This window comes from Reichenbachiella agarivorans, assembly GCF_025502585.1.
GTDB lineage: Bacteria > Bacteroidota > Bacteroidia > Cytophagales > Cyclobacteriaceae > Reichenbachiella > Reichenbachiella agarivorans.
The window spans coordinates 2762472-2786546 of sequence record NZ_CP106679.1; the positions used below are offsets into that span (position 1 = coordinate 2762472).

14 protein-coding genes are annotated in these 24075 nt (G+C 48.2%); 9 read left to right on the forward strand and 5 right to left on the reverse strand.

All coding sequences use genetic code 11. The annotated features are described in order from the left end of the window. Nucleotides 1-97: 97 nt before the first annotated feature. Both N6H18_RS11620 and N6H18_RS11625 read left to right on the forward strand, forming a co-directional pair. Nucleotides 98-2632, forward strand: coding sequence for a glycoside hydrolase family 2 protein (locus N6H18_RS11620; RefSeq protein WP_262308443.1), 2535 nt, complete (start codon nt 98-100; stop codon nt 2630-2632). Between the two features lie 119 nt (nt 2633-2751). Beyond that, nucleotides 2752-3429: a c-type cytochrome gene (locus N6H18_RS11625; protein ID WP_262308444.1), complete on the forward strand. Its 678-nt coding sequence runs from the start codon at nt 2752-2754 to the stop codon at nt 3427-3429. Between the two features lie 30 nt (nt 3430-3459). Here N6H18_RS11625 and N6H18_RS11630 read toward each other — a convergent pair whose 3' ends face one another. Both N6H18_RS11630 and N6H18_RS11635 read right to left on the reverse strand, forming a co-directional pair. Further along, on the reverse strand, nt 3460-4818 hold the full coding sequence (locus N6H18_RS11630; protein ID WP_262308445.1) for a T9SS type A sorting domain-containing protein: 1359 nt from the start codon (nt 4816-4818) through the stop codon (nt 3460-3462). A 176-nt stretch (nt 4819-4994) separates the two neighbouring features. After that, a complete protein-coding gene (locus N6H18_RS11635; RefSeq protein WP_262308446.1) occupies nt 4995-6575 on the reverse strand; it encodes a tetratricopeptide repeat protein in 1581 nt (526 codons plus the stop codon). 219 nt (nt 6576-6794) lie between these two features. On the opposite strand from N6H18_RS11635, the gene N6H18_RS11640 reads away from it, so the two are divergent. From N6H18_RS11640 to N6H18_RS11670, 7 genes are all read left to right on the forward strand, one after another. Next, complete coding sequence (locus tag N6H18_RS11640; protein WP_262308447.1) at nt 6795-10052, forward strand: DUF1553 domain-containing protein; 3258 nt, start codon at nt 6795-6797, stop codon at nt 10050-10052. Between the two features lie 4 nt (nt 10053-10056). Beyond that, nucleotides 10057-11541, forward strand: a complete 1485-nt coding sequence (locus N6H18_RS11645) for a DUF1501 domain-containing protein (RefSeq protein WP_073124369.1) — start codon at nt 10057-10059, stop codon at nt 11539-11541. A 37-nt stretch (nt 11542-11578) separates the two neighbouring features. Further along, entirely contained in the window at nt 11579-11845 is a 267-nt protein-coding gene (locus N6H18_RS11650; protein WP_262308448.1) for a hypothetical protein, read from the forward strand. After that, nucleotides 11802-12704 carry an NHL repeat-containing protein gene (locus N6H18_RS11655; RefSeq protein WP_262308449.1) on the forward strand — a complete coding sequence of 301 codons (903 nt, stop codon included), beginning with the start codon at nt 11802-11804 and terminating at the stop codon, nt 12702-12704. The genes N6H18_RS11650 and N6H18_RS11655 overlap by 44 nt, the downstream gene beginning before the upstream one ends. 73 nt (nt 12705-12777) lie before the next feature. Continuing rightward, on the forward strand, nt 12778-14148 hold the full coding sequence (locus tag N6H18_RS11660; RefSeq protein WP_262308450.1) for a c-type cytochrome domain-containing protein: 1371 nt from the start codon (nt 12778-12780) through the stop codon (nt 14146-14148). Between the two features lie 761 nt (nt 14149-14909). Further along, nucleotides 14910-18707: an Ig-like domain-containing protein gene (locus tag N6H18_RS11665; protein ID WP_262308451.1), complete on the forward strand. Its 3798-nt coding sequence runs from the start codon at nt 14910-14912 to the stop codon at nt 18705-18707. A 60-nt stretch (nt 18708-18767) separates the two neighbouring features. Continuing rightward, complete coding sequence (locus N6H18_RS11670) at nt 18768-21029, forward strand: carbohydrate-binding protein (RefSeq protein ID WP_262308452.1); 2262 nt, start codon at nt 18768-18770, stop codon at nt 21027-21029. A gap of 79 nt (nt 21030-21108) precedes the next feature. Here N6H18_RS11670 and N6H18_RS11675 read toward each other — a convergent pair whose 3' ends face one another. From N6H18_RS11675 to N6H18_RS11685, 3 genes are all read right to left on the reverse strand, one after another. Then, nucleotides 21109-22356: an NAD(P)/FAD-dependent oxidoreductase gene (locus N6H18_RS11675; RefSeq protein WP_262308453.1), complete on the reverse strand. Its 1248-nt coding sequence runs from the start codon at nt 22354-22356 to the stop codon at nt 21109-21111. A 63-nt stretch (nt 22357-22419) separates the two neighbouring features. Continuing rightward, entirely contained in the window at nt 22420-22728 is a 309-nt protein-coding gene (locus N6H18_RS11680; RefSeq protein ID WP_262308454.1) for a 2Fe-2S iron-sulfur cluster-binding protein, read from the reverse strand. A gap of 85 nt (nt 22729-22813) precedes the next feature. Beyond that, entirely contained in the window at nt 22814-23974 is a 1161-nt protein-coding gene (locus N6H18_RS11685) for a cytochrome P450 (RefSeq protein WP_262308455.1), read from the reverse strand. Between the last annotated feature and the right edge of the window lie 101 nt (nt 23975-24075).

Below are 24075 nucleotides of genomic sequence, written 5' to 3' on the forward strand. Positions count from 1 at the left end.
GCCTGAGACGGTAGGCATAAGTACTATTGTAACATAGTATAATGTTGAGGGGCTGTAAAATAGTTCCTAGTTGGTTTTTCCCTAAAACACAATTGATATGAAAGTGATTATGTATTTGACGTTCTTGTTGGTGCCCATGGCTGTATGGGCTCAACCTAACACCACCATTACTCATGAGGAGAGTAGTCAGCAGATCAGAGATTTGTCTGGTTTTCGGTGGAGAATGAAGATGATGTTGCCCGGTGAAGGAGTCAAAAGGGGGCTGCATAAGTTGCCCTCAGAAGATATAGAAACGCTGGTATGGAACAATGCTCAGGTGCCTGGGGATGTATACACTGACCTGTGGAAAGCAGGGGTAATTGATGACCCATACTTTGGAAGAAATAGTGTCAGAGCACAGTGGGTGCAGGGTTATGAGTGGTGGTATGCTTTACAATTCCAGGTGACTGAAGATATTACCGATCAGGTGGTCGATTTGTTATTTGAGGGGGTTGATTATAGCTGTGAGGTCTGGTTGAACGGAAACTATTTGGGCAAACATGAAGGGGTCTTTTCCAAATTTTCATTCAATGTCAATGAGTTTTTGCGGATCAGTAAGCACGATTACCTCAAAGGACAAAACATGCTCATGGTTAAGATTGACCCAGCACCACAGGTGAATGCGCTAGTTGCAGGTAAGAAAACCCCTTGGTTTGGAGATTATTGGCGTGATTTGGCTCCTATGGGGATTTGGCGTCCTGTCAAAATAGTACGAACAGGTAAAGTACGTTTTACGGATGTTTATGCCAATAATAAATTGAATGAGGATGGTTCTGCGAATGTCAGTCTTGAGCTAACTATCTATAACACCTCAGATCAACCTAGGGAAATGAGTTTTGTAGCGACATTAGAAGGTAAGAACTTCCAGATGGAGCCCTTGGAGGCACGCTTTGATACCACGATTAAGCCTGGGACACAAAAGGTGACAAAAACTGTCCATCTAAAAGATCCTCAACTTTGGTGGCCTTGGGATTTAGGAAAACCTAATCTTTATGTAGCTCGCATTTCACTCAAAGAAGGGAATATCAATCATGATTTCAACGAGACTGTGTTTGGCATACGAGAGGTTACCTCTCAATGGAACCCAGGTTTTGTAAAAGATGTAGACGTTAGCTTTCCTAGATCAACTTACATTAATGGCAAATTTCATTTTATTCGTTCAGCTTGCTGGGGAGGGCCGCCAGATATTTTGACGGGACGTACCTCAAAAGAAGAATATTTCGAGTTGATACGCCTGGCTAAGGATATGAATATGAACAATATTCGGATTTTTGGATGGCACCCACCAGAAATCCCAGAGTTCTATCAATACGCAGATGAGATGGGTATGACGATCTGGCAAGATATGATTCCATTGGGTACAGGCAATATACCGATGGATGAAAAAAACCTTGCGGAAATATTTAATGAAGGAGTAAATGTAGTCAAGGAGCGTAGAAATCACCCATCGTTAATCATGATGGAGGGAGGTGAGGAAATGATGTTTAGGACACGTGACCCTCAGGCGGGTCGAGCATTTTTGGAGCGTTTGGGTGATTCCTTGCAGGCCTATGTGAATCTACCTTACGTTCCGGATTCTCCAATGACAGATCATGTGGCACAGGAGGCAGGATTCAAACCCAAGGAAGCGGTGCATGCCCTGCGCTATTTTTACGATATGGGTGAGTGGTTGCATGAGGATTGGTATCAGACCAAGGCGGACGGTTATCCGATTGTTCCTGAGTTTGCGATCACTTCGGTACCCTCAGTAGAAAGCTTGAAGAAGTTTATTCCTGAAGACGAAATGTGGCCTCCAGGTTTGAGTTGGGGCCATCACTGGGGAGATTTGACAAGATTGAGAATGCAAAATTGGGATGTGTTTGGCAGTGAGATGAAGAGCTCACTCGAAGAGTTTGTCAATGCTACACAGGATGCTCAGGGTGTTATTTTTCAGAATGGCATAGAACATTTCAGAAGGGACAAGCCGAGTTTGAGCGGTATTTCTTTGTGTCACTTTATTACCTATTGGCCTGATATGAAATGGGGGATCGTTGATAATTATCAACAACCTAAACGATCCTACTACTTTGTTCAAAAGGCTTACCAGCCCTTATTGGTCAATTTTGAATTTAAAAAGCGCCGCTGGGCAAAAAACGAACCTTTTACAGGAAGTATTTGGGTGATCAATGATTTTTACGAGTCATTCGAGGATTGCATCGCAACCTTGGTTATTAAAAATGAAGCTGGAAAAGTATTAAAGCGAGAGCAATTTGAATTGGGTACGGTGACTGGCAATAGTGCCAAGAAATTTGTGGATATATCAGCTGATGTTTTGGCTAAAGTAGATGAGAAATTTTTTGTGGAGCTATTGCTTACGGACAAGACCGGAGCGGTGGTGTCTGCTAACGATTACTTCTTTTTGATGGGTGACCAGGTGCAGGCCACTGCGACATTCAACGCTTGGAAGAAGGAAAGATTGGCTTTGGAAAATAAATACGGATCATATGGCTCGTACTATTACTACTTCGATGAGATGACCGGTGAGAATGGTAAGAAATACGAGAGTGAAACGCAAACACCGAGAGCAGTAGGGTTTCCAGAAAACAAGAAATGAATAAGTGTATTTTAAAGATTTCAAAAAATCTGCTTTACGGGTGCCTGTTGATTTGTTTGAGTGATTGTGGCAATAAGCCTCGATCAGTAATTGAAAGTCGGCCTAAAACGCTGCAAGTCATGCTTAGAAATGACTGTTTCGCCTGTCACAGTGTAGTGGATCGTGTAGCTGGGCCTCCTTATTTGGATGTGTCGCGTCGCTATCTCAGTCCAGATGCAGTGCTGAAAAAACGTCTCGCCAATAAGATCGCCGAGGGAGGAGGAGGATTGTGGTATGGTGGATACATGTCACCACACCCACTGCTCAAACTTGAGCAAATTGATGCCATGGTGGATTGGGTTTTGGCAATCCACAGCATGGAACAGATATGGTTTCAGCAGTGTACTCCTCAGCAAGTCTCCGATTGGGATCTAATGGAGAGAGGGAGATTTCGAATGGAAGTATCGACGAATGGAAACTCCGAGGTGCTTCGCTCTGGTCATGGCGATCAAGTCTGCTTTTGGGGTGCGAGGGCTTTTGCATCCTTGGAGGGGAAGATGGTTCAGGTCAGTGGACAGGTAGAAGTCAAGGTGCCTGGCAAGTACCTCTTTCGCTTGCACAAAACAGGTGTTGGATCTCTCAAAATCAACGACCAAGTCGTCATTCGAGAAGATGTCACAGATCATGAGTACATCAAGGAATTGTCAGAGGGAAGTTATTCCTTGGTACTCAACTATCAACCAGTCAGTGCTAGCGATACTCTGATTTTGAGTTGGATGACCCCAAGTGCTGAGTACTTTACAGTGATCGGACAGTAGCAGATGGACAGTTGGTCTTTGGTCCAAACGTCACCTTTTGACAAAGGTCTCCGTGGTGCTCTGACCGTCAGCAGTCCAAATTCGCAAGAGGTAGGTTCCCTGTTGTAATCCGGACAAGGGAATGTCGGTTTTTTGGGAGTTTGGAGTGATTTGTAGTTGTACTCTACCACTCAGGTCATAGATTGTCGCCTTACGGATGACTTGACCATCAGCAGATAGGTAGAGGTTGCTGTCGGCAGGGTTTGGGTAGACTTGGTAGCCCAGTCCTTCGTCCTTGTTGGACAATACAAAATCAGGGTCTTCTATGGGTTTGTAGACTCTGATCCAATCTACTTTCATCGTGTTTTTGTCTGGATCACTGAGGTCATCATCATTCGGTGTTCGTCCAGCTTCTACGTGCCAATCTTGAGATTCGACATTGATGATGATGTCCAGTTCTTTGGTGAACCCCTGTCCATTTTGATAGTCGTAGGGGTCGATGACGCTGGTGTTGGAGAGCGCACTTGCTTCACTCAGTGTAGCAAAAGAATAGCTGCTTCCCGTGGCATATTCAGTTACTTTTTGATAGCCGTTTTCAAAATCCAATTGACCGTCCGTCATGCTAGGGTAGGTATAGTGCCAAGTACCATTGATGTTACTAGCAAAGGCTTTGTCATATAGCACACGGACCAATACTCCGTCGATGTAGTACTCGAAATGTTTGGGTCCTATCCAGTTAACTCCTACGCGCACATAGGTACGGTTCCCTTCATTCCAGCAGTATTCTCCCCAGCTGGTGACTCCATCGGTTCCCCACCAGCTGTTGCGGTCTCGGGGTTGGTAGTCTTGAAAGGGGTTGCGTATGAAAGAATGGTGACTCAGGTGAATGTATTGCGCAAAGAAGTCGTTGTTGCTCTGGGCACCTCCATAACACTCGATGATATCGATCTCTTGCGTGTCATCTGGGCTCAATAGCCAAACATCCGAAGCGAGCGTGATGTTGGCCACACTGATATTTGATTCGACAAAGACGGGGTATTTGACGCGGTGATTGGATGTGATGCAACCTGCATTGACACCAGGTACACCCATTTTGGAGGTGCTGGGATTGCGAGACGATCGAATGACCAAATCATGTCCGTCGACTGAGACATGGTTGTATTGCCAGTAGGTAGTGCCTGGTCCATCCCAATGGTTGTGGTAGAAGTTGTACCACTTGTTATCTCCAAAATTCGTTTGCTGGTTTGCCTCTTCAAAGGTGTAATTGAAATCATCCGAAGCGTCGGACTGTAAAACCCACTTGTTGCCTAGACCAGCTTCGGCAGGAACAGGGATACTTGCCCAGTCTTGAGCGGATAGTAGCGAAGTGGATAGTGTAATTAAGGTAAGCGCGATTAAATATTTTCTCATTTTTCTACGAGTACTGTGATCTTTCGTTTTTTTAAATTTAGGTGTCAGGTTTTGATACAGTAAAAGTATGGTGTTTAGTGTTGCTCTTGTTTTTTGACCACTAGACAAATACTCGACAAGGGTCATTTTTATGCGTCAATTGAGGGGTCAACTCAAAGCATGCTTGGGTGAAAAATCTAAACTTTGTCGATAAACTCCTTCAGATTATCACCCTTTTCTAGTCCCAGTCGCTTGCGCAGGCGATAGCGGGAGGTGTTGGCACTTTCTGCTGAGATTCCGAGGAGTTGTGCCATTTCCTTGCCAGAAAAATCCAGTTTGATCAAGGCACAAATCTTATGGTCGTAGGGTTTGAGTTCAGGAAACTGCGCTCGCAGTTTGTCAAAGAAGTCGTTATTGACAGCTGCAAATTGCTTCTCGAAGGCAAGCCAACTTTGGTCTTTGTTGAGTTGGATGGTTTGGATGAGTTTACGTATTTCTGGCGAATGCCCTTCTTTTTGGAGAGTGGTGAGTTGGGTTTTGACCTCCGAAAGTAGTTCGTCTTTGGCGATGATTTGCAGGGTAGTATTGGTGAGTTCCTTGTTTTTGACTTCCAAAATGGCCTGGTTCTTTTCTTGTTCCTGCTGTTGTCGCAGGTGCAGAGCGGTGCGCTCCAGTTTGTGCTTTCTTCTGATTTTTCGGGTCCAAACGATCGCCGCAAAACCCACGAGCACGAGGGTCACTACGAGCACGACGGTTTTCAATATCCAGATATACTCTTCTTGTTCCAATTGTCGGAGGCGTTGTTCTTGTATGATTTGTGCTTGGCGCTCTTGCTCTTCGCGGTATTTGTCTTTGATTTCCAATAGGAAGTGATTGTTGGGACTTTTGGCACTGTAGAGCCATTGGTCGAGTGCATACGCTGTCTGCATGTAGGTGTTGGCTGCTGTGGGTTTTTGCAGGACGGTCATGACCTTGGACAATTTGAAATAGGTGTCGGGGACAAAATTAAGGTGTGCCAAATGGGTTTTGGCGGAGTTGAGTGCCAGCTGGTAGTGCGTCTGTGCTTTGGCGAAAGCCTCCCACGCAACGTACAAGTCGCCAAGTAGTGAGTGATAGATCACCAGATAGGAAGGAAGGAAGTCTGTGAGCTCTGCTTGGAGAGGAAGCAACAGTGCTTCTGCTTCTGGATAGTGGTGCGATTGGATCAGGAGGTAGGCCCGTTCGGCTTTGACTAGGGTATTGGCATAAGGACTTTTTAGAGGGATACTTTCACAACTGTCAAGGTAGGCATTGGCAAGAGACACTTCGTTTTGATATCTAAAATGGATCGCTAGAGCGAAATAGTTGTCTCGCAATTTGAGAGAGTCAATTTCACCCGCAGCGAGTAATCGCTTGTTGATGGTGAGGGATTGGAGGTAGCTGTCCAGAGCGGCGTCTCTTCGTTCGTAGAGACTGTAGAGGATTCCCAGTCCGTTGTAGGAGTCTGCTTGGGCACGTTTGTCACCGACCTGTTCTGCCAGCAGGAGCGCTTGCCAGTAGCAGTCATAGGCCTGACTGTAGTCTACACGGTTACTATAGCGCATGGCGAGCTTATTGAGAGCAGGTATGGCTTGCAGGGTATCCCCTTTTTTTAGCCATTCACGTATCTGGTTTTCTTGTTGGGTAGTGGTGCTGTCTCCCATTTGACTTTGAATGAATCTGGGCGTGATCAGAAAGGGCAGATCCGAAGCAGTTGTACTGCTGCTGGACTGTGCAGACCTACATCCTATTGCTAACAAAAAAATCAAGCAGAGTCTATGTGTTATTTGTCTTATCATTTGGTCTTTTCGAGTGAAAACCTTTTCAAAACTGCATGAAATGCATTTTTGAAGCAATATAGATAGATTAAAATTTGCTTCTGTCTATATGGAGTCTATATCGAATATTAGGCTTGGTAGGCTGATGATGTCATCTTTGGGATAGTCAAATTGTAAAAGTGAAAAGTGAATTTTCAAAGCATGAAGAGGACAAATACATTACAAAACCTATGGCGTACGATGTGTGGGTATATCTTGGTGATCATCGGGTTGTCAGCTTGTCAGCCAGACTTGCCCGAAGAAGTCGCCGTAGCTTATCAAAGCCTGCCCCAAGAGTTGGATTTTAACGTTCATGTCAAGCCTATTTTGTCGGACAAGTGTTTTGCTTGTCACGGACCAGACAAGGGGAAGATAGTAGCAGGGCTACAATTGCATGAAGCAGCTACAGCCTATGCGGAACTCCCAGAGTCACCAGGCAAGTATGCTATCGTGCCAAGGAATTTGGCCAAGAGTGAGGTGGCTCATCGTATTTTGAGTTCAGATCCAGAAGTGATCATGCCCAACCCCGAATCTAACCTAAAACTGACGGCTTATGAAAAGGCAATTTTGGTCAAATGGATAGAAGAGGGTGCAGTGTACAAACCACATTGGGCATTTGAGGCACCGAAGGAAGTAGCGTTACCTGCCACGGGACAACAGTGGGCGACCAATGCCATCGATCGTTTCATCAGTGCTAGATTGGAGCAGGAAGGCTTGACCCCTTCTCCGCAAGCGGACAAGGAGTTGCTCTTGCGCAGAGTATCGCTTGATTTGACAGGTTTACCACCTACACCACAAGAGATAAAGGCATTTTTGAGCGATGAGCGACCCGATGCTTATGAAAAACAAGTCGATAGGTTGTTGGCCTCTCCGCACTATGGTGAGAAGATGGCAGTGGACTGGCTTGATTTGGCTCGCTATGCAGATACACATGGCTACCAGATCGACCGATACCGTGACATGAGTCCGTGGCGTGATTGGGTGATCGAGTCATTCAATACCAACATGCCTTACGATCAGTTCTTGACTTGGCAGTTGGCTGGGGACTTGCTCCCTGATGCATCGCGCGAACAGATTATCGCGACGGGTTTCAACCGTCTGCATCCTCAAAATGCCGAAGGAGGTATCGTGGATGAGGAGTTTCGAGTGGAGTATGTGGCGGATCGTACTGCCGTATTGAGTACTGGCGTGATGGGACTCACCGTGGCTTGTGCCAGGTGCCATGATCACAAGTACGATCCGATTTCCCAAAAGAACCATTACGAATTGTTTGCCTTCTTCAACAATATCAATGAAACGGGACAAATCTCGTGGGACGCTGATGATATTCCTGTACCCAATATACTTGTACCTACCAAAGAACAAGAAGAGATCATTAGTTACGTAGAGTCATTGATTGACCAATCCGAAGAGGGTTTGGCAGAGGCCAAAGAAAAGGAACTTGGAGAGGTCAACGCTTGGATAGCGGAAGGGAAATACACTCAGCTGAGCAAGAAGGAGTTGCTAAAAGGAGCAGTGGCCAAGTTTGATTTGGATCAAAACCTGATGGATCAAATCAGTGGACAGTCGGGCAAGATGGGATTGATGTATCAGCAGGCAGGGCCAGCAACATTCGCAGCGGGCAAGCGAGGCAAGGCCATCTATCTGGATGGAGACACTTGGTTGGATCTGAAACCCGCAGGCATCTATGACCGCAGCGAACCTTTTAGCATTGGGTTGTGGGTATATGTGCCAGACTCTGTGAAGGAGGGCGTGATTTTTCACAAAAACATCGCCGTGATGCTGCACAGCAAGAAAGGCTATCATTTGTATCTCAAAGACAACAAACTTGAAATGGTGATGGCACATACATGGCCAGACAATGCCATCGAGGAAGTAAGTCAAGTAGAGCTGCCCAAGGAGGAGTGGGTACAATTGACCATGACTTACGATGGATCGAGTCAGGCGGAGGGATTGCGTCTCTATATGAATGGGAGGGAGTTGGTCACCCAGGTGAACATTGATAATCTCTACAAGGACATCCTGTTTCATGACTATGAAGACCAAATCTATGCTGAGCCGATGGAGCCAGGCTTGATGATCGGTGCACGTTGGCGGGGGATTGGGTTGAGAAAGGGTCGTGCAGATGAAGTGACCGTATTTGACCGTACGCTTTCTGCTTTGGAAGTAGCGGCACTGGCGGAGAGCGATCAGTTGGATCAAATACTGAGCAAGGCTCCTGCAGACCTGTTGGCGGAGGAAAAGACCATCCTACAAGAATATTACTTTTATAGAAAGTCAAAGGCATATCGAGCCAAACAGACGGAATTGATGGCTCAGCGTAGCAGACTCAATGAGGAGGTAGAACCCGTCAAGCAGGTTATGGTGATGAAGGAAATGGAAACACCTCGTCAAGCCTATGTCCTAGAGCGGGGACAGTACAGTGCGTATGGTGAGGAGGTATTTCCCAATACACCCGAGAGTATCTTGCCGTTCCCAGATAGTCTGCCGCGCAACCGTCTGGGCTTGGCCAAGTGGCTTTTCTTGCCCGAGCATCCACTGACGGCACGCGTAGCTGTCAACCGTTATTGGCAGAACTACTTTGGGCGAGGAATTGTCCGTACGACGGAGGATTTTGGCAATCAAGGTGAGATGCCGAGTCACATGGAACTGCTGGATTGGTTGGCTTTGGATTTTATGCACAGTGGGTGGGATGTCAAGGCGTTGCAAAAGAAAATCGTGATGTCGTCCACTTACCGCCAGAGTTCCTACTGTGATGCCCAGCTACGTGAGCGAGACCCGTCCAATGTCCTCTTGGCTCGCGGGCCTAATGCGAGGCTGACTAGCGAAATGATGCGGGACAATGCCCTACTGGCGAGTGCTCTACTCAACGATACGATAGGTGGCCCGAGTGTCAAACCCTATCAGCCAGAGGGACTCTGGCAAATGAATGCCAATACCTATGTGCCTGACAGTGGTAGTGACATGTACAGGCGAAGTTTGTACACCTTCTGGAAGCGTAGTGTGCCGCTTCCGACCCAGGGGACGTTTGATCAGCCCGATCGAAACGAATGCACGGTGAGACGACAAAAAACCAATACGCCACTGCAGGCTTTGGTGCTGCTCAACGATCCGGCTTATGTAGAAATGTCTAAAAAAATAGGTGCAGAGATATCTCAAGCAGACAGTGCAGAGCAGGGAATACGATCCGCTTTTGTCTCGTTGACGGGACGAGAAATCAAGGAAGAAGAACTCGCCATTTTGCTCCGTCTCCGGGAGCACGAATTGGAGAAGTTTTCTCAGAACCCAGACAAGATGAAAGGTTGGTTGGAAGCAGGGCAATATGTCGTGCAGACCGATTTGGATCAGCCTACAGTGGTTGCCAATGCGGTGGTAGCCAGTGCGATTATTAATTCAGATGCAGCGATAACAAAAAGATAAAACCATGTGTGATCATAAACCAATACGATCCAATAACAAGGATTTACAGAAAGTAGAAAGAAAAATGGACCGTCGCAATTTCCTGACCAAGACCTCCATGGGATTGGGAGCAGCGGCACTCGGGTCATTGTTGGGAGCTGAAAGGCTTTTTGCCAATGCTACATCCCCTACTTTTGATGGGGGATTAGGCGATTTGCCACATTTCTTTCCCAAAGCCAAGCGAGTGGTTTACCTCTTTCAGAGTGGAGGTCCCTCGCAGTTTGAGACTTTCGATTACAAGCCCAAATTGGTCGATATGTTTGGCAAAGAACTCCCTGCATCCGTACGCCAGGGTCAGCGATTGACAGCCATGAGTGCGCAACAGTCGTCTTTGCCTATTGCTCCGTCAGCCTACAAGTTTGATCAATATGGGGAGTCTCGTGCTTGGGTCAGTGAGTTGATGCCACATACCGCAGAAGTGGTCGATGATCTTTGTTTCATCAAATCGATGTACACCGAGCAGATCAATCATGACCCTGCGATTACGTTTTTTCAAACGGGCCATCAATTGCCTGGGCGACCATCGATTGGTTCGTGGATGAGTTATGGATTGGGTTCGGACAACAAGAACCTGCCTTCGTTCATCGTGTTGGTGTCCAAAAATAGTGGAGGGCAGCCGCTCTACTCTCGCCTTTGGGGCAATGGGTTTCTCCCTACAGAGCATCAAGGGGTGCAATTTCGCTCAGGCAAAGACCCTGTGCTCTACTTGACCAACCCTGAAAACTATGACCAACAGGATCGCGGGGAGATGCTCAAGTACCTCAAAGAACTCAACGAAGTGCAACATTCGGCGTATGCCGATCCAGAAATTAGCGCACGTATCGCACAGTACGAGATGGCCTTCCGCATGCAGACTTCTGTGCCCGAAGTGACGGACATGTCGGACGAACCAGATCATATCTTTGAGATGTATGGCAAAGACAGTCGTGATCCTGGGACCTATGCCGCCAATTGTCTGATGGCGCGTCGCTTGCTAGAGAAGGACGTCAAATTTGTACAACTCTATCACAGAGGGTGGGACCAGCACCTCAATCTGCCCGGTGGAATCAAACATCAGTGTCAGACCACAGATCAAGCGACAGCAGCCCTGATCAAAGACCTCAAGCAACGGGGAATGTTAGAGGATACGCTAGTGGTATGGGGAGGCGAGTTTGGTCGTACGGTTTATTCTCAGGGACAGCTGACTCCCAACAATTATGGACGTGACCACCACCCAAAGTGCTTTACCATGTGGATGGCTGGAGCAGGAGTCAAAGCAGGATATACGCATGGAGAGACAGATGACTTCAGCTACAACGTAGTGAAAGACCCAGTACATGTACACGATTTTCATGCGACGATGATGCATCTGATGGGAGTGGATCACGAGCGATTGACCTACAAGCATCAGGGTCGCCGCTTCCGCTTGACGGATGTGCACGGCCATGTGGTCAAAGATATTTTGAGTTAGATAACTAATCCTCCAAGGGTTTTGAACCCTTGGAGGGATGCTGATACATATACATGAAAACAAGACGAAACTTCATCAAGAAGACTTCACTGGTGGCAGGACTGGCAGCAGCTCTGCCGTCGATGAGCTTCAACGTGATCACCAAGCGCGCCGAACCGGAGCTGATCTTGGGGCACGGAGATTACCAATACAAACTCGTACGCGATTGGGCGCAGCTCAGTGCCGTGCGCAATCCTCTGCTCAACTGCCACGAGATGGTGATGGACAGCAAGGGCCGATTGATCATGATGGGCGATCATCCTAAGAACAACATCCTGATCTTTGACAAGTCGGGCAAACTGCTGGATTACTGGGGCACGGCCTATCCAGGAGGGCATGGACTCACTTTGTCACAGGAGGGTGAGGAGGATTTTCTCTACCTGACGGACTCAGGCTGGTTTCTCAACAAGGAGGGGCAGTGGACGCCTCACAATGGTCGGGTAGCCAAGACGACTGTCGATGGCAAAGTCATCTTCGATATCGGGCATCCGCAGACGATCGGGGTTTACAAGGAAGGAGATCCATTCCGTCCCACGGAGGTGGCCGTCGCTCCCAATGGCGACATCTATGTGGCCGACGGCTATGGCATGGACTACATCATCCAGTACAACAGCCGTGGCGAGTACATCCGCCACTGGGGTGGGCATGACAATGAAGACTCCAACTACAACCTCAAGAATGCCCACGGGGTGACCCTCGACCTACGCGACCCCAAGCAGCCCATGGTGGTGTGCTCGTCACGCAACGAAAGCACCTACAAGTGGTACAGCCTTGACGGAAAATTCGTGAAGAAGGTCTATCTCAACAATATGTTTATGTGCCGAGCCGTGATCGATGACGACAACCTGTACGCTGGCGTCTGCTGGTCGTCACCAGAGGCCAATGGCTATTACAATTGGCTCCTACACACGGGATTTGTGACGGTACTGGAGGGTGACAAGGTAGTGTCCAATCCCGGCGGTACCGCACCGGAGTACAAAAGGGGAGAACTACAGCCTAGTTACCAGTTGCCCGAAAAGCCAATATTGCATGGCCATGACGTGTGCCTCGATGAGGACAAAAACCTCTACATCTGCCAATGGAATGCGAATAAATCTGCACCGCTAAAACTAGAGCGGGTGTAGTTGGGAAAAACCCTCCAAGGGTTCTAAACCCTTGGAGGGTTGGTTGGATGAAGTAAGCAAAGCATAAAGAACAATGGAAGAATCAAACTTAATACTCTTTTTCGGGCGGTTTCACCCGCTGATCGTACACCTGCCGATTGGTTTTTTGATGATCGCAGCACTGATGGAGGTCGCTGAGCGACTCGGCTGGCTGTCCAACGTCCGCCCCGCCATCATATTCTCCCTGCTGCTCGGGGTAGCCAGTGCGGTAGCGGCCAGTGTGCTGGGCTACATGCTCGGCACCAGCGGTGACTATGCGCCCGATATGCTCGACGCGCACATGTGGGCGGGGATCATCACTACGGTGGTTGCTGCAGCGGCACTGCTGCTCAAGACGCGTTGGGTGGATTTTACCAAAGTGCAGACTCAGCTCTACCTCGGCCTGCTGGCGGTGATGATGATCGCCATGAGTGCCACCGGGCATCTGGGCGGAAACATGACCCACGGCTCGGACTATCTGACCAAATATGCGCCTTTCATCCCTAAGCCAGTAGATCCACTGGCCAGACCGAAGGTGACCGACATCCAACAAGCACAAATTTTTGGTGATGTAGTGCATCCAATCATACGGGATCGTTGCATGAGTTGCCACAGCAGCGAAAAGCAGAAGGGCAAACTTTCTTTTTCCTCCATAGAGGAATACCTAAAAGGCGGAGAAAGCGGTGACTTGATAGTAGCAGGAGATGCCTCAGCCAGCGAGCTGTTCAGGCGGATCAGCCTGCCTGCGGGTCATGACGACATCATGCCGCCAGAGGGCAAAGAGCCCTTGACCGAGGAGCAACAGCTATTGATCAAATTTTGGATCGATGGAGCAGGAGGGAGTTTTGATACCCTGATCTCACAGGTCGAAGTACCAGAGGAGGTGATGACGGCTGCCAGTCACTACCTGGGCTTATCGGGTGATGGGGAACAAATGTTGGCTTTGGATTCCATTGCGCCCAAGGACTTGGAGCAACTGCGCTTGATGGGGTTTGAGGTGCGCGAACTGGCGGCTGGTAGTTATGCGCTAGATGTGACTTTGCCTGCTGGTACGGCCAACCCTTCTGATATCATGCGCTATCTCGATGCGCTAGATAAGGTCAGGGAGCATGTCATTTGGCTAGCTATGGACGACAGTGGACTCAGCGATGAATATTTGGTGCACTTTGCGGGGTACCCGAATTTGCGAAGTTTAAAATTGAGTAACAATGCAATCACTGATGCAGGAATAAAACAACTCTCAGGGCTCCCTGTTTTGGAGAAACTCAATCTATATGGTACGGGAGTCACGGTGAGTAGTATGGATCACTTGCGCAGACTACCTGCACTTCAGGTCGTGTACGTATGGCAGACGGGTATAGACGAAGAGGCAATTCACGAGTGGCATTCGGAACATGAAAAACCAAGATTGGTGGCAGGATCATAAATACAGACGCAAGCAATTCACCTCAATTAGACAACTAGCCCAGTTTTAGTTTTATATATTGTTGTTTATCACCTACTGGATTTCTTGATTCTATGAATTGTTAAATCTATAGACGGAATATTTATATTTAGTAGAATGTTTCTTGTTGTCTAGTTGCCTGTCTGTCAGTGTGGTATGAATGTACTTGCTGCAAGTTGCTTTTTTTTGCATATAGCCATGATTTTGATCTGATTCGGAAAAGTCCAAGTAGCAAATCTGTCGTGTCATATTCTTGTTGTCCAGTTGTAGCTATTCAGTTTTTGTCTAGTGTGTTTGTTAGGAAATGGGGCAGAGATAGATCAATTTGACTTTGATTATTTTGAGAAAGACTAACATGACTGTACCCCTCATACCGTATGCCCTATGGTGTCCTTTGGACACGGGCTATCAGGAGACTTTGGATCATGCGTCTCTCTTTTCACTAATCTGTAAAAAACATAAGGCCCACCAAGTAATGACCGGAAAATCAAAATCATTGGTAGACCTATGTCTAGAAATTAACTGTAACTTCTAAACCGCGAATATCTATGATTCTATAATTACTCACGCACACTTTCTGCTTTAATCTCTTGAAGTAGTCAAAGACCATCTGTCCCCTCAAGTCCAAATAAAATGTGGGTTGGTTTGCACACATAGGAACATCCTGTTCCTAGCTATCACTGGTATGCCCTTTTGGGTAGCCTGTTGCATGAAAAATGATTATAAAAACTAAATGACTAAACATGAAATATTCATACTGGAAGAAGTGTGCGCTTCTTCTACTTACAATACCTATACTGGAGCAGTTGTCTGCTCAAAACGTTGAAGTAGATGTCAACGTCAACATCAAACATGAAGTAGGTGGTGTCTCTGATTTTGGGCGAGACCGCCATATTACCTTGCACGCAGCATTGTCAGAGAGTGACTGGGCTGGAGAAGAAGAAAAAATGGAATACCTTCTCAATGACTTGGATGTCTACCTCGGTAGGGACAACGGTTCCTCTACTTGGAAGTTTCAGTATTCCGCCGAAGACCCTGACAACAGGAGTCATCATGACCCGGATAGTTTGTCGAGTTTTGCAGGTTGGTGGTTAGAAGAGTACGAAAACATCATAGAGACCAACGGTACCAAGCAGTACGAAAACCGATCTACAGGAAAGATTTGTGGAACCAACCCGCACCCGACCTATCCGACCTTGTCGTACTGGCACATGTGTGGATCTGAGTGGGGTAGAGCCAATGGATACGCTTGGCTGCCTCAGGATATCGAGACGTCTGCCGACTGGGTGACTCAGTATTTGGATGAGTTTTTTGTAGATGATCTGGCCTCAGAGGGTGAGTTGATGCCAGAGTATTGGGAAGTGATCAATGAGCCTGATATGCTCATGAATACTGGTGCTTTCATGGTGACGAGCTGGGAGGATATCTGGGAGTATCACAATCTCGTCGCAGAGGGAGTACGAAACCGACTCGGCAATCGGGCTCCTAAAATTGGCGGGATGACTTGGGGACTCCATGACTTTTTTGCCGATGATCTACACCGGTCACGTACGGTAGGGTATTCGGATGCCTACTACGGCAATACTCCTGGTGATGAAATCGCCAAGGCCTATGCTCGTGAGCAAACAGAGTCTGCTTACCTCAATCAAACGGGTCCTTGGACACAATGGGATGTCCTTTGGAAAGGCTTCATGGACAATGCGGGAGACAACATGGATTTTTACTCTGTTCATATGTACGATTGGCCGACCTATGGATCAAGCGGTGGAGCGACACGTTCTGGAGGTCATGTAGAAGCTATGCTGGAGATGATCGAGTGGTATGATGTTACAAAAAATGGAGTGAACAACCGCAAGCCTTTGGTCATCTCCGAATATGGAGCGGTACAGGGTGCGTGGACTTACCTCCCTCATGATGCGAGATATGACTGGGAGAGCTTGAAGCCCTTCAACGCCATGATGATGCAGTTTCTGGAGCGACCAGATTACATCGAAAAGACGATGCCTTTTACTCCTATCAAAGCCCAATGGGGAGATGTAGATCAAAACGGTGACGGTACGCCAGAGTATATCTACCAGTACAAGATGATGCGAGATGATGACCATGACGGCAACTGGGAGTGGAGTGACTACATCAAGTGGTTTGAGCTATGGGCAGAAGTCAAAGGAACAAGAGTGGACACCAAGTCAAGTGATCCTGATATTCAGGTGGATTCTTATATCGATGGCAGAGACATGTACCTCATCCTCAACAACCTCGAAGGTGTAGCGAAGAGCATCAACTTGAATATGTTTGGCAACAGACCGACTCTTCAAAATGTCAACACCAAGCACTTGTATCTGCAAGGAACTAGCACGGTGAAGCTGGATGATACCAATGCCAGTTCGGCTCCTTCTGCTGTACAATTGGCGGCTGATGGTACCATGATATTGAAATACACGTATGCCAACAACGTCACAATCAACCAACAGTCTGTGGAGAAGAAGTTCTACGGAGAAGCAGTCAGCAGCAACGAGCGAGTAGATATCCAGTCGGGTATGAATACGTTCTATGTCAACGATGTAGCAGTACCTCAGGATGCCAGCAAGGCAGAAGCCATGCTACGCATCACGGTCAATTTGTTTGACGCTGAGGATGACCAAGTGGGCTTCTTATCGATCGATGAACTTAGAGTCAACGGGGTGGCAGTAGAAGCGCCACTTGATTGGAGAGGAGGGAGCCAAAACAGAAGCCGATGGTTTGGAACCTTGGAAATTCCCGTTCCAGTCAATTTGCTTCAAGCCAACAACCAAATCGATGTGGATTTTCATCATTCGGGAGAAGTGTGCGTCGTGAACCTCTCTACGTGGGAATTCACAACTGCCCCTGGTCGTACGATCGGTACAGACCCAGGTCCGTCTGTCGCTGTGACGGGAGTCAGTGTATCTCCGACTCAGGCTACCCTGACGAGTGTGGGAGCTACGCAGGCATTTACTGCCACGGTCGCACCGACCAACGCCACCAACAAATCGGTAAATTGGTCATCTAGCAACAGCAACGTCGCTACTGTCAATGCCAACGGTGTGGTCACTGCAGTAGCCAACGGGACGGCCACCATCACGGCGACTACCGTCGATGGTGCCAAGATCGCAACAAGTCAAGTGACGGTAAATACTTCTAGTCAGATGATTGCAGTCACGGGAGTATCTGTTTCGCCTACCTCACTTTCTCTCAATGTTGGGCAGAGTACGGACTTGTCCGAGACGGTGAGTCCTGCCAATGCGAGCAACAAGACTGTTTCTTGGGCATCAAGCAATTCCAATGTCGCTACTGTCAATGCCAACGGGTTGGTGTCAGCTGTGGGAGCAGGGAATGCGACCGTTACAGTGACTACTGCGGATGGCAACAAAACAGCCACTGCTGCAGTGACGGTATCTGCGGGTACGCCATCGGGTACTACGATCGTGATCGAAGCAGAGTCGTTTGCCAGCACTGGAGGCACGTACAACGACGGTCATGTGCCCAATGGTGTGAATGTAGCACCAGGGCTGGGCATCAACTATGTGAATGCAGGCGATTGGGCAGAGTATAGCATCAATGTAGGGGAGGCCGGAGTGTATAGTATCGTGTACCAAATCTCTACTCCTATGACCAATGCGCAGATTCAGATAGCCATAGATGGCAACAATGTCTCGACAGACAATGTCGCCAACAATGGGCAGTGGGATAGCTATCAGGGACTCACTGCGTCCAACAATGCTACACTGACAGCAGGTGTACATACCGTGCGAATTACAGCTTCGGGAACCAATGCTTGGCAGTGGAACCTGGATAAAATTACTTTGACGAAAGTCGGAGAGTTGCCAAGTACTGGAGGAGGAAACCCTGTTTCCTTGACTATCCAAGCCGAGGATTTTGCAACGACAGGAGGGACATACTCTGGCTTCTTGACCTATACTGTCGGGAGCGTGATGGCTATCAACTACAACCAGACGGGTGATTGGGCAGATTACAATGTCAATATCCCCGAGACTGGAGATTACAATGTCGAGTATTTCATGGGTACGACTGTCAACGGCGCAGCGGTAGAGCTGTCAGTGGACGGGGTAGCTCAGCGCACCGATGCTGTGCCTAGCAATGGCAATTGGGATGCATTTGCCTCTGTCGTAGCAGGGGGGACGATTCATCTGAGTGCAGGATCACATACGATTCGCCTCAAAGGAGCCGGTATCCATGGCTGGGAATGGAACATGGACCGCTTCATCTTGTCCAAAGGCGGAGCAAGTGCTAGAACTATTGCGTCAAATCTGACTTCACAGCAAGAGTCTTTGGCACTACAGGTTTATCCAAATCCAGCGGCCGATCAACTTAACCTGAAGGGATTGACGCCTGGGCACTATCAAGTCGTGTTGTACAACTTGACTGGTGGAGTGGTGATGGATCAGCAAATAGATTTTGGTTACAACCATCAGGTCAATGTAGCCTCACTTCAGTCTGGTCTTTACCTCTTGCGAGTAAAGGGAGAAGGAGTGGATGAAAAAGTAAAAGTGAAAATACAATAAACAAAGGGGGAGGCTGTCTTTGCAAACAGCTTCCCCTTTATTCTATAAAATACTACAAGCATGATGAAAAAAGTACTATACAGCGTATTGGCCAACATGGTCTGTTTTGTGGCCGTATGCCAGGAATGGAGCGGAGTGGCTATCCCTGCCAATGCAGGATCAGGAAAAGAATGGCAGCTACAAACGGCACCTTCAGATGATTTCAATTATACCTTCAATGCGACCAACCAACTGTCCAATTTTGGCAACAACAAGTGGTACAATTTTTACCACAATTCTTGGAATGGCCCTGGATCAACCTACTGGCAGTACAATCACACCGCGGTGGACGGTGACAACTTGGTGATTCGTGCTTCGAGAAATCCGAGCACTTCCAAAATGGGGGTGCCAGGCATCAATTCGGGCTGTATCACTTCCAACAACAAAGTGAAATATCCCGTGTTCATCGAAGCAGCAGTGAGTGTAGCCAATATTTCCTTGGCATCTGACGTGTGGTTGTTGAGCCCAGACGATACGCAGGAAATCGACATGATTGAGTGCTACGGTGGGGCAGATAATGGCAATGCTTTTTTTGCCAAGGACATCCACTTGAGTCATCACTCTTTCGTGAGAAATCCGTTTCAGGACTACCAACCACGAGGACACAACAGCTGGTGGACACGCAGCGACATCACGACTTCTTGGGGGGATTATTGTTGGAACAACGACAACCGAAAGTATGTAAGAATTGGTGTGAACTGGATCGGTCCCAAGCATTTTGAATACTACGTTGACGGAGAACTGGTGCGGGTACTGTACGACAAGGCATGTGCCACCAAGAATGGAAACACGTGGTACTATACCTATCCTAGCATGACCAATGGTCAGTTGGATTTTGATAGTGATGGCTATCAGACCGAAAATGCCTTTGCGACCAGCGCAAATTACACGTTTGCGACCTTGCAAAATGCCAGCAATACATCGAGCGTCAGCGTGATCGACCCGTACAATTTTCAGGGCGGAGTGGGATTCACCAAAGAACTAGACATCATCATCAATGTCGAATCACAGGACTGGCATGTGGCAGCTGGACGTACACCTGGAGATGCTGAACTCAACGATGCTACTAAAAATCAGATGAAAGTGGATTGGATTCGTGTGTACAAGCCAGTAGCTACAGGCGATACAGGAGGAGGTAGCACTGGAGGCGGAACGTCTACAGGTGGGGCTGAGATCATCATCGAGGCGGAGAGTTTTGGCAGCACAGGCGGGACATACAACGACAGCTTGGTTCCCTATGGATTCAACAATGCGGGTACGATCGTCAATTATGTCAATACGGGTGACTGGGCCGAATATGCCATCAATGCAACGGAAGCAGGGGAGTTTGAGATCAAATATAGCATCGCCACGCCTTCGGACAATGCACAAGTACGCATCAAAGTAGACGGGCAAACGGTATCGACCGACAATGTTCCCAACAATGGGTCTTGGGGTGGTTTTGCAACACTCAGTGGATCACAAAATGTGTCGCTTACAGCGGGTAGCCATACCGTACGTATCGAAGCTTCTGGAACGAATGCATGGCAATGGAATCTAGACAAGGTGATCTTGACCAAAGTCATTTCGAGCGGAGGAGGCACAGGTAGCGATGTGTCTGTTGTCGTGCAAGCCGAAAATTTCACCACGACAGGAGGAACCTACAACGACGCTTTGTCTGGAGGTCCAGGTTTAGGAGCCAATACATCAGGTACGATCATTAACTTCGTCAACGGAGGAGACTACATGGACTATGTGGTATCGATCCCCGAAGCAGGGGCTTACGAAGTAGTGTACAACTATGCGACTCCATTGTCTGGTACATCGGTAGATATTGCGGTGTCTGGGACCTACTATTTCAGTACCAACTTTGTCAGTACGGGTGGATGGGGGACTTATCAAAGCCAATCTGCCACTCAGACCGCCAACTTCACTGTAGGAAATCATACGATCCGATTGACTGCAGGAGCGGCAGATTGGCAGTGGAATTTGGATCACATCACCTTGACACGTGTTGGCAACCAATCGTCACGCACCCGAACCGAGGTGGATGAAAAGTTGTCCTCCGAGTCTATCGTGGCTTATCCTGTGCCGGCGAGTACACAAGTACGATTTGCGGGGTTGACAGAGGAGGCTTACCAGGTGTCAGTATATGATATGCGTGGCAAAAAAGTCGTCAGGGGTATGGTTCATGCATCCGAGGACTATGTAATGGATGTGAGACACCTAGAAGCAGGGATTTATGTCACAAGGCTGTATGCTCAAGGACAAATACAGACGATGAAAATCAATGTGAGAAGATAACACGAATTTGCTCATGTATCTTTAGGCCAAGAGGTGTGGTGCCTCTTGGTTTTTTTGTACAAACAAAGTGTGTTTCTGTTTACGATGGAGCGAGCAGATGGACTGGTTTCAAGTCGGTTGATAGCTCTACGAGTTTTTGTTTGTCGACTTTTACGCTTTCCTTGATAAACTTCGTGCCGATCACATACGCTTTGGCGTTGTTGACTGCATCGACAGCCAGTAGTTGATCACCACGAAAGTACCAGGCAGAGAACTTGCGTTCACCTTCTTCCTCACGGATCAAAAGCTCGTCGTACCCTTCGGACAATCCTACCATTTGCAGTTTGACATCAAACTGATCCGACCAAAACCACGGGAGACTGTTGTAGCTGGCGTCCTTGCCAGCGATCACTGCAGCGGCTACTTTGGCCTGATCCACAGCATTTTGTACCGACTCCAGACGCACCCAACGGTCGTAAAGCGGATTGTGGTGAAAGCTACAATCGCCTATTGCGTAAATGGCAGGATCACTGGTTTGTGTCTGCGCATTGACTTTGATGCCGTTTTCAATCTCCAACCCCGCATCCTTGGCCAGCTCCAGATTGACACGAATGCCAACCCCTACCACGATCAGGTCTGCTGGGTATTGACTGCCATCTGAGCAATGTACGATGTTGCTTTCGTCAGCTTTTGCGATGGATACCACATTTTTATTCGTCAGTACATTCACATCCTGCTCCGCATGCAATTGCTGAAAGAATGCGGACATCTCAGGTGCCGTCACACGTGCCAGTACGCGCGCTTCGCGCTCGAGTACGGTGACATCAGTGCCGACTTTTTTCATCGATGCGGCAATTTCCAGTCCGATGTATCCACCGCCGATGATCACCGCACGTTTGCCCTTACCGTCGCCCAGTGCAGCTTTGATTTGCTGCACATCATGAGCGGTTCTTAACGGATACAGCTGATGTGCTGTGTCCATGCCTGGGATCGGTGGGATGAGTGGTCGTGCTCCTGTCGCCAAAACCAGCTGATCGTACACCTGAGTTTCACCAGTATCTAGTGTGATGGTTTTGGTGTCACGGTTGATGGAGCTGATGCCTACACCCAGGCATAGTTCGATATGCTCTTTTTCGTAGCTTTCCGCTGACTTGAGTGAGTGCTTTTCGATCAAATCGTCGCTGGTCAGGTAGGCCTTGGAGAGCGGTGGGCGGTGATAGGGCAGTACTGGGTCTTTGTCGAAGAGCACGATGCGGCCTTCCCAGCCTTCTTTGCGCAGCGCAAAGGCAAAGTTGACGCCCGCATGGCTCGCGCCGATCACGAGACAGGTTTTATCTTTTGTAGACATAGTTTGAGAGACGATCCCTCTAGGGTTTAAAACCCTTGGAGGGTTGTTATGTTAATATAAATTTTAATTCACTACATGGAGCGTCACCCCATCGATCGCATCGCTGATGTCGATCTGACAGCAGAGGCGACTGTGCTCGTTGTAGTTGTCTTCGAGCTCCAGCATGTCTGCCTCGATCTCTCCGGGAGCTCCCACTTTGTCAAAATCCCCTGCCGCAACATGCACATGACAGGTCGCACAGGAGCAAACGCCCCCACAGTCCCCGTCTATGCCGGTGACGTTGTTATCCTTGGCCAGCTCCATCACAGAGCCGCTGCTTGCTTCTGCTACGATCGTTTCGTTATCGCTGGTGATAAATGTAATTTTTGCCATTGTTGTATTTTTTAATGTTGATTGAATTTCCTTCCCCTATCCCCCATCCTGAGGAGGATAGGATTATACCTTTGGCTAAGGAAGGTTAGTCCTTTCCATGAAATTTTACCTGAATACTGTCGTACCCCACTTTTCGTTGGAATTCGCCCCAGTCCTCGATATTGTCCTTTTGCTCTAGGATGTCGATAGATTTCACTTTTTGCGCAAGCACACCGAGTAAAACTCTCAATACCTGACGGGCGTGGGTAGCGCCTAGGCATTTGTGTATCCCAAAACCAAAGCCCACATGAGGATTCATTTTGCGATCGATGACTATTTCGTTAGGGTTTTCAAACGTCGAGGCATCTCTATTGGCGGAAGCCCAGCAAAGCGATACTCTGGTATCTGCTTTGGCGGCATGTTCGCAGACCTGGGTGTCTTCGGTCACCACTCGACCCATGTGGGTGAGCGGCGAGAAATAGCGCACGAGTTCCTCCACGGCGTGAGCAGTGATCTCAGGCTCATTGTCCAGTCGGCAGAGCGATTCAGGATGCTCTGCGAAGTAGGCAATGGAGTTGGTCACCGCATTGATGACGGTGTCTCTGCCACCCGCAAAGGTCAGGATCATCACGCCTTTGACTTCTTCTTTGGTCAGCTTTCGACCTTCAATTTCGGAATCTAGCAGCACTGAGTAAAGGTCATCTCCCGGGTGTTCGATGGCCTTGTCGATTTGCGCATCGATGTAGTCGTAGAGAATGGCCGCCTTGTCTCCGTCTAGCGCGGATTCTTCACTTCTGAATACGTGCATCCCCCAACCAATCCAGGTATCAGATTCTTCGTAGGGGATGTTGAGTAGCAGTGTGAGCGCACGTGACTGTAGCTTTAGGGCAAATTGCTCCATCACTTCGAGGCTGTCCGTTTGCAGCGCTTCGTCTACCAATTCAGTGATGATCTCTTCCAAACTCTCGCGATAATCTGGCTGCTCTGGTCGCTTGAACCAGTCTTCCAACAAAGCCCGGTACTCACCGTGCATCGGTGGATCTACCTCAAAGGGAATCTGTCGGGTATCGCGTATGCTCACCTCCGACGGCACCACGATACGCCCCGGAGCAGCACCAGACTGAAATGTCTTCGTGTCCTTGGCTGTCTTGCGGACGTCTTTGAGACGGAGTAGCATGGTGACGGGATCGTTTTGATCCTCTATTGTGCCATAGCCTTTGGCTTCTCGGGCTTGTGCGAATGGATCGGGCAGTGCGCTTTTTTTCATGTCAGCTCTTGTTTACTCAGTTGTGTAGATCAGTGCCTTCTATACACCTTCTATCTTACTAGCAAAGTACGCGAGCGGCCCTTGATTAATCTTCCTTTATT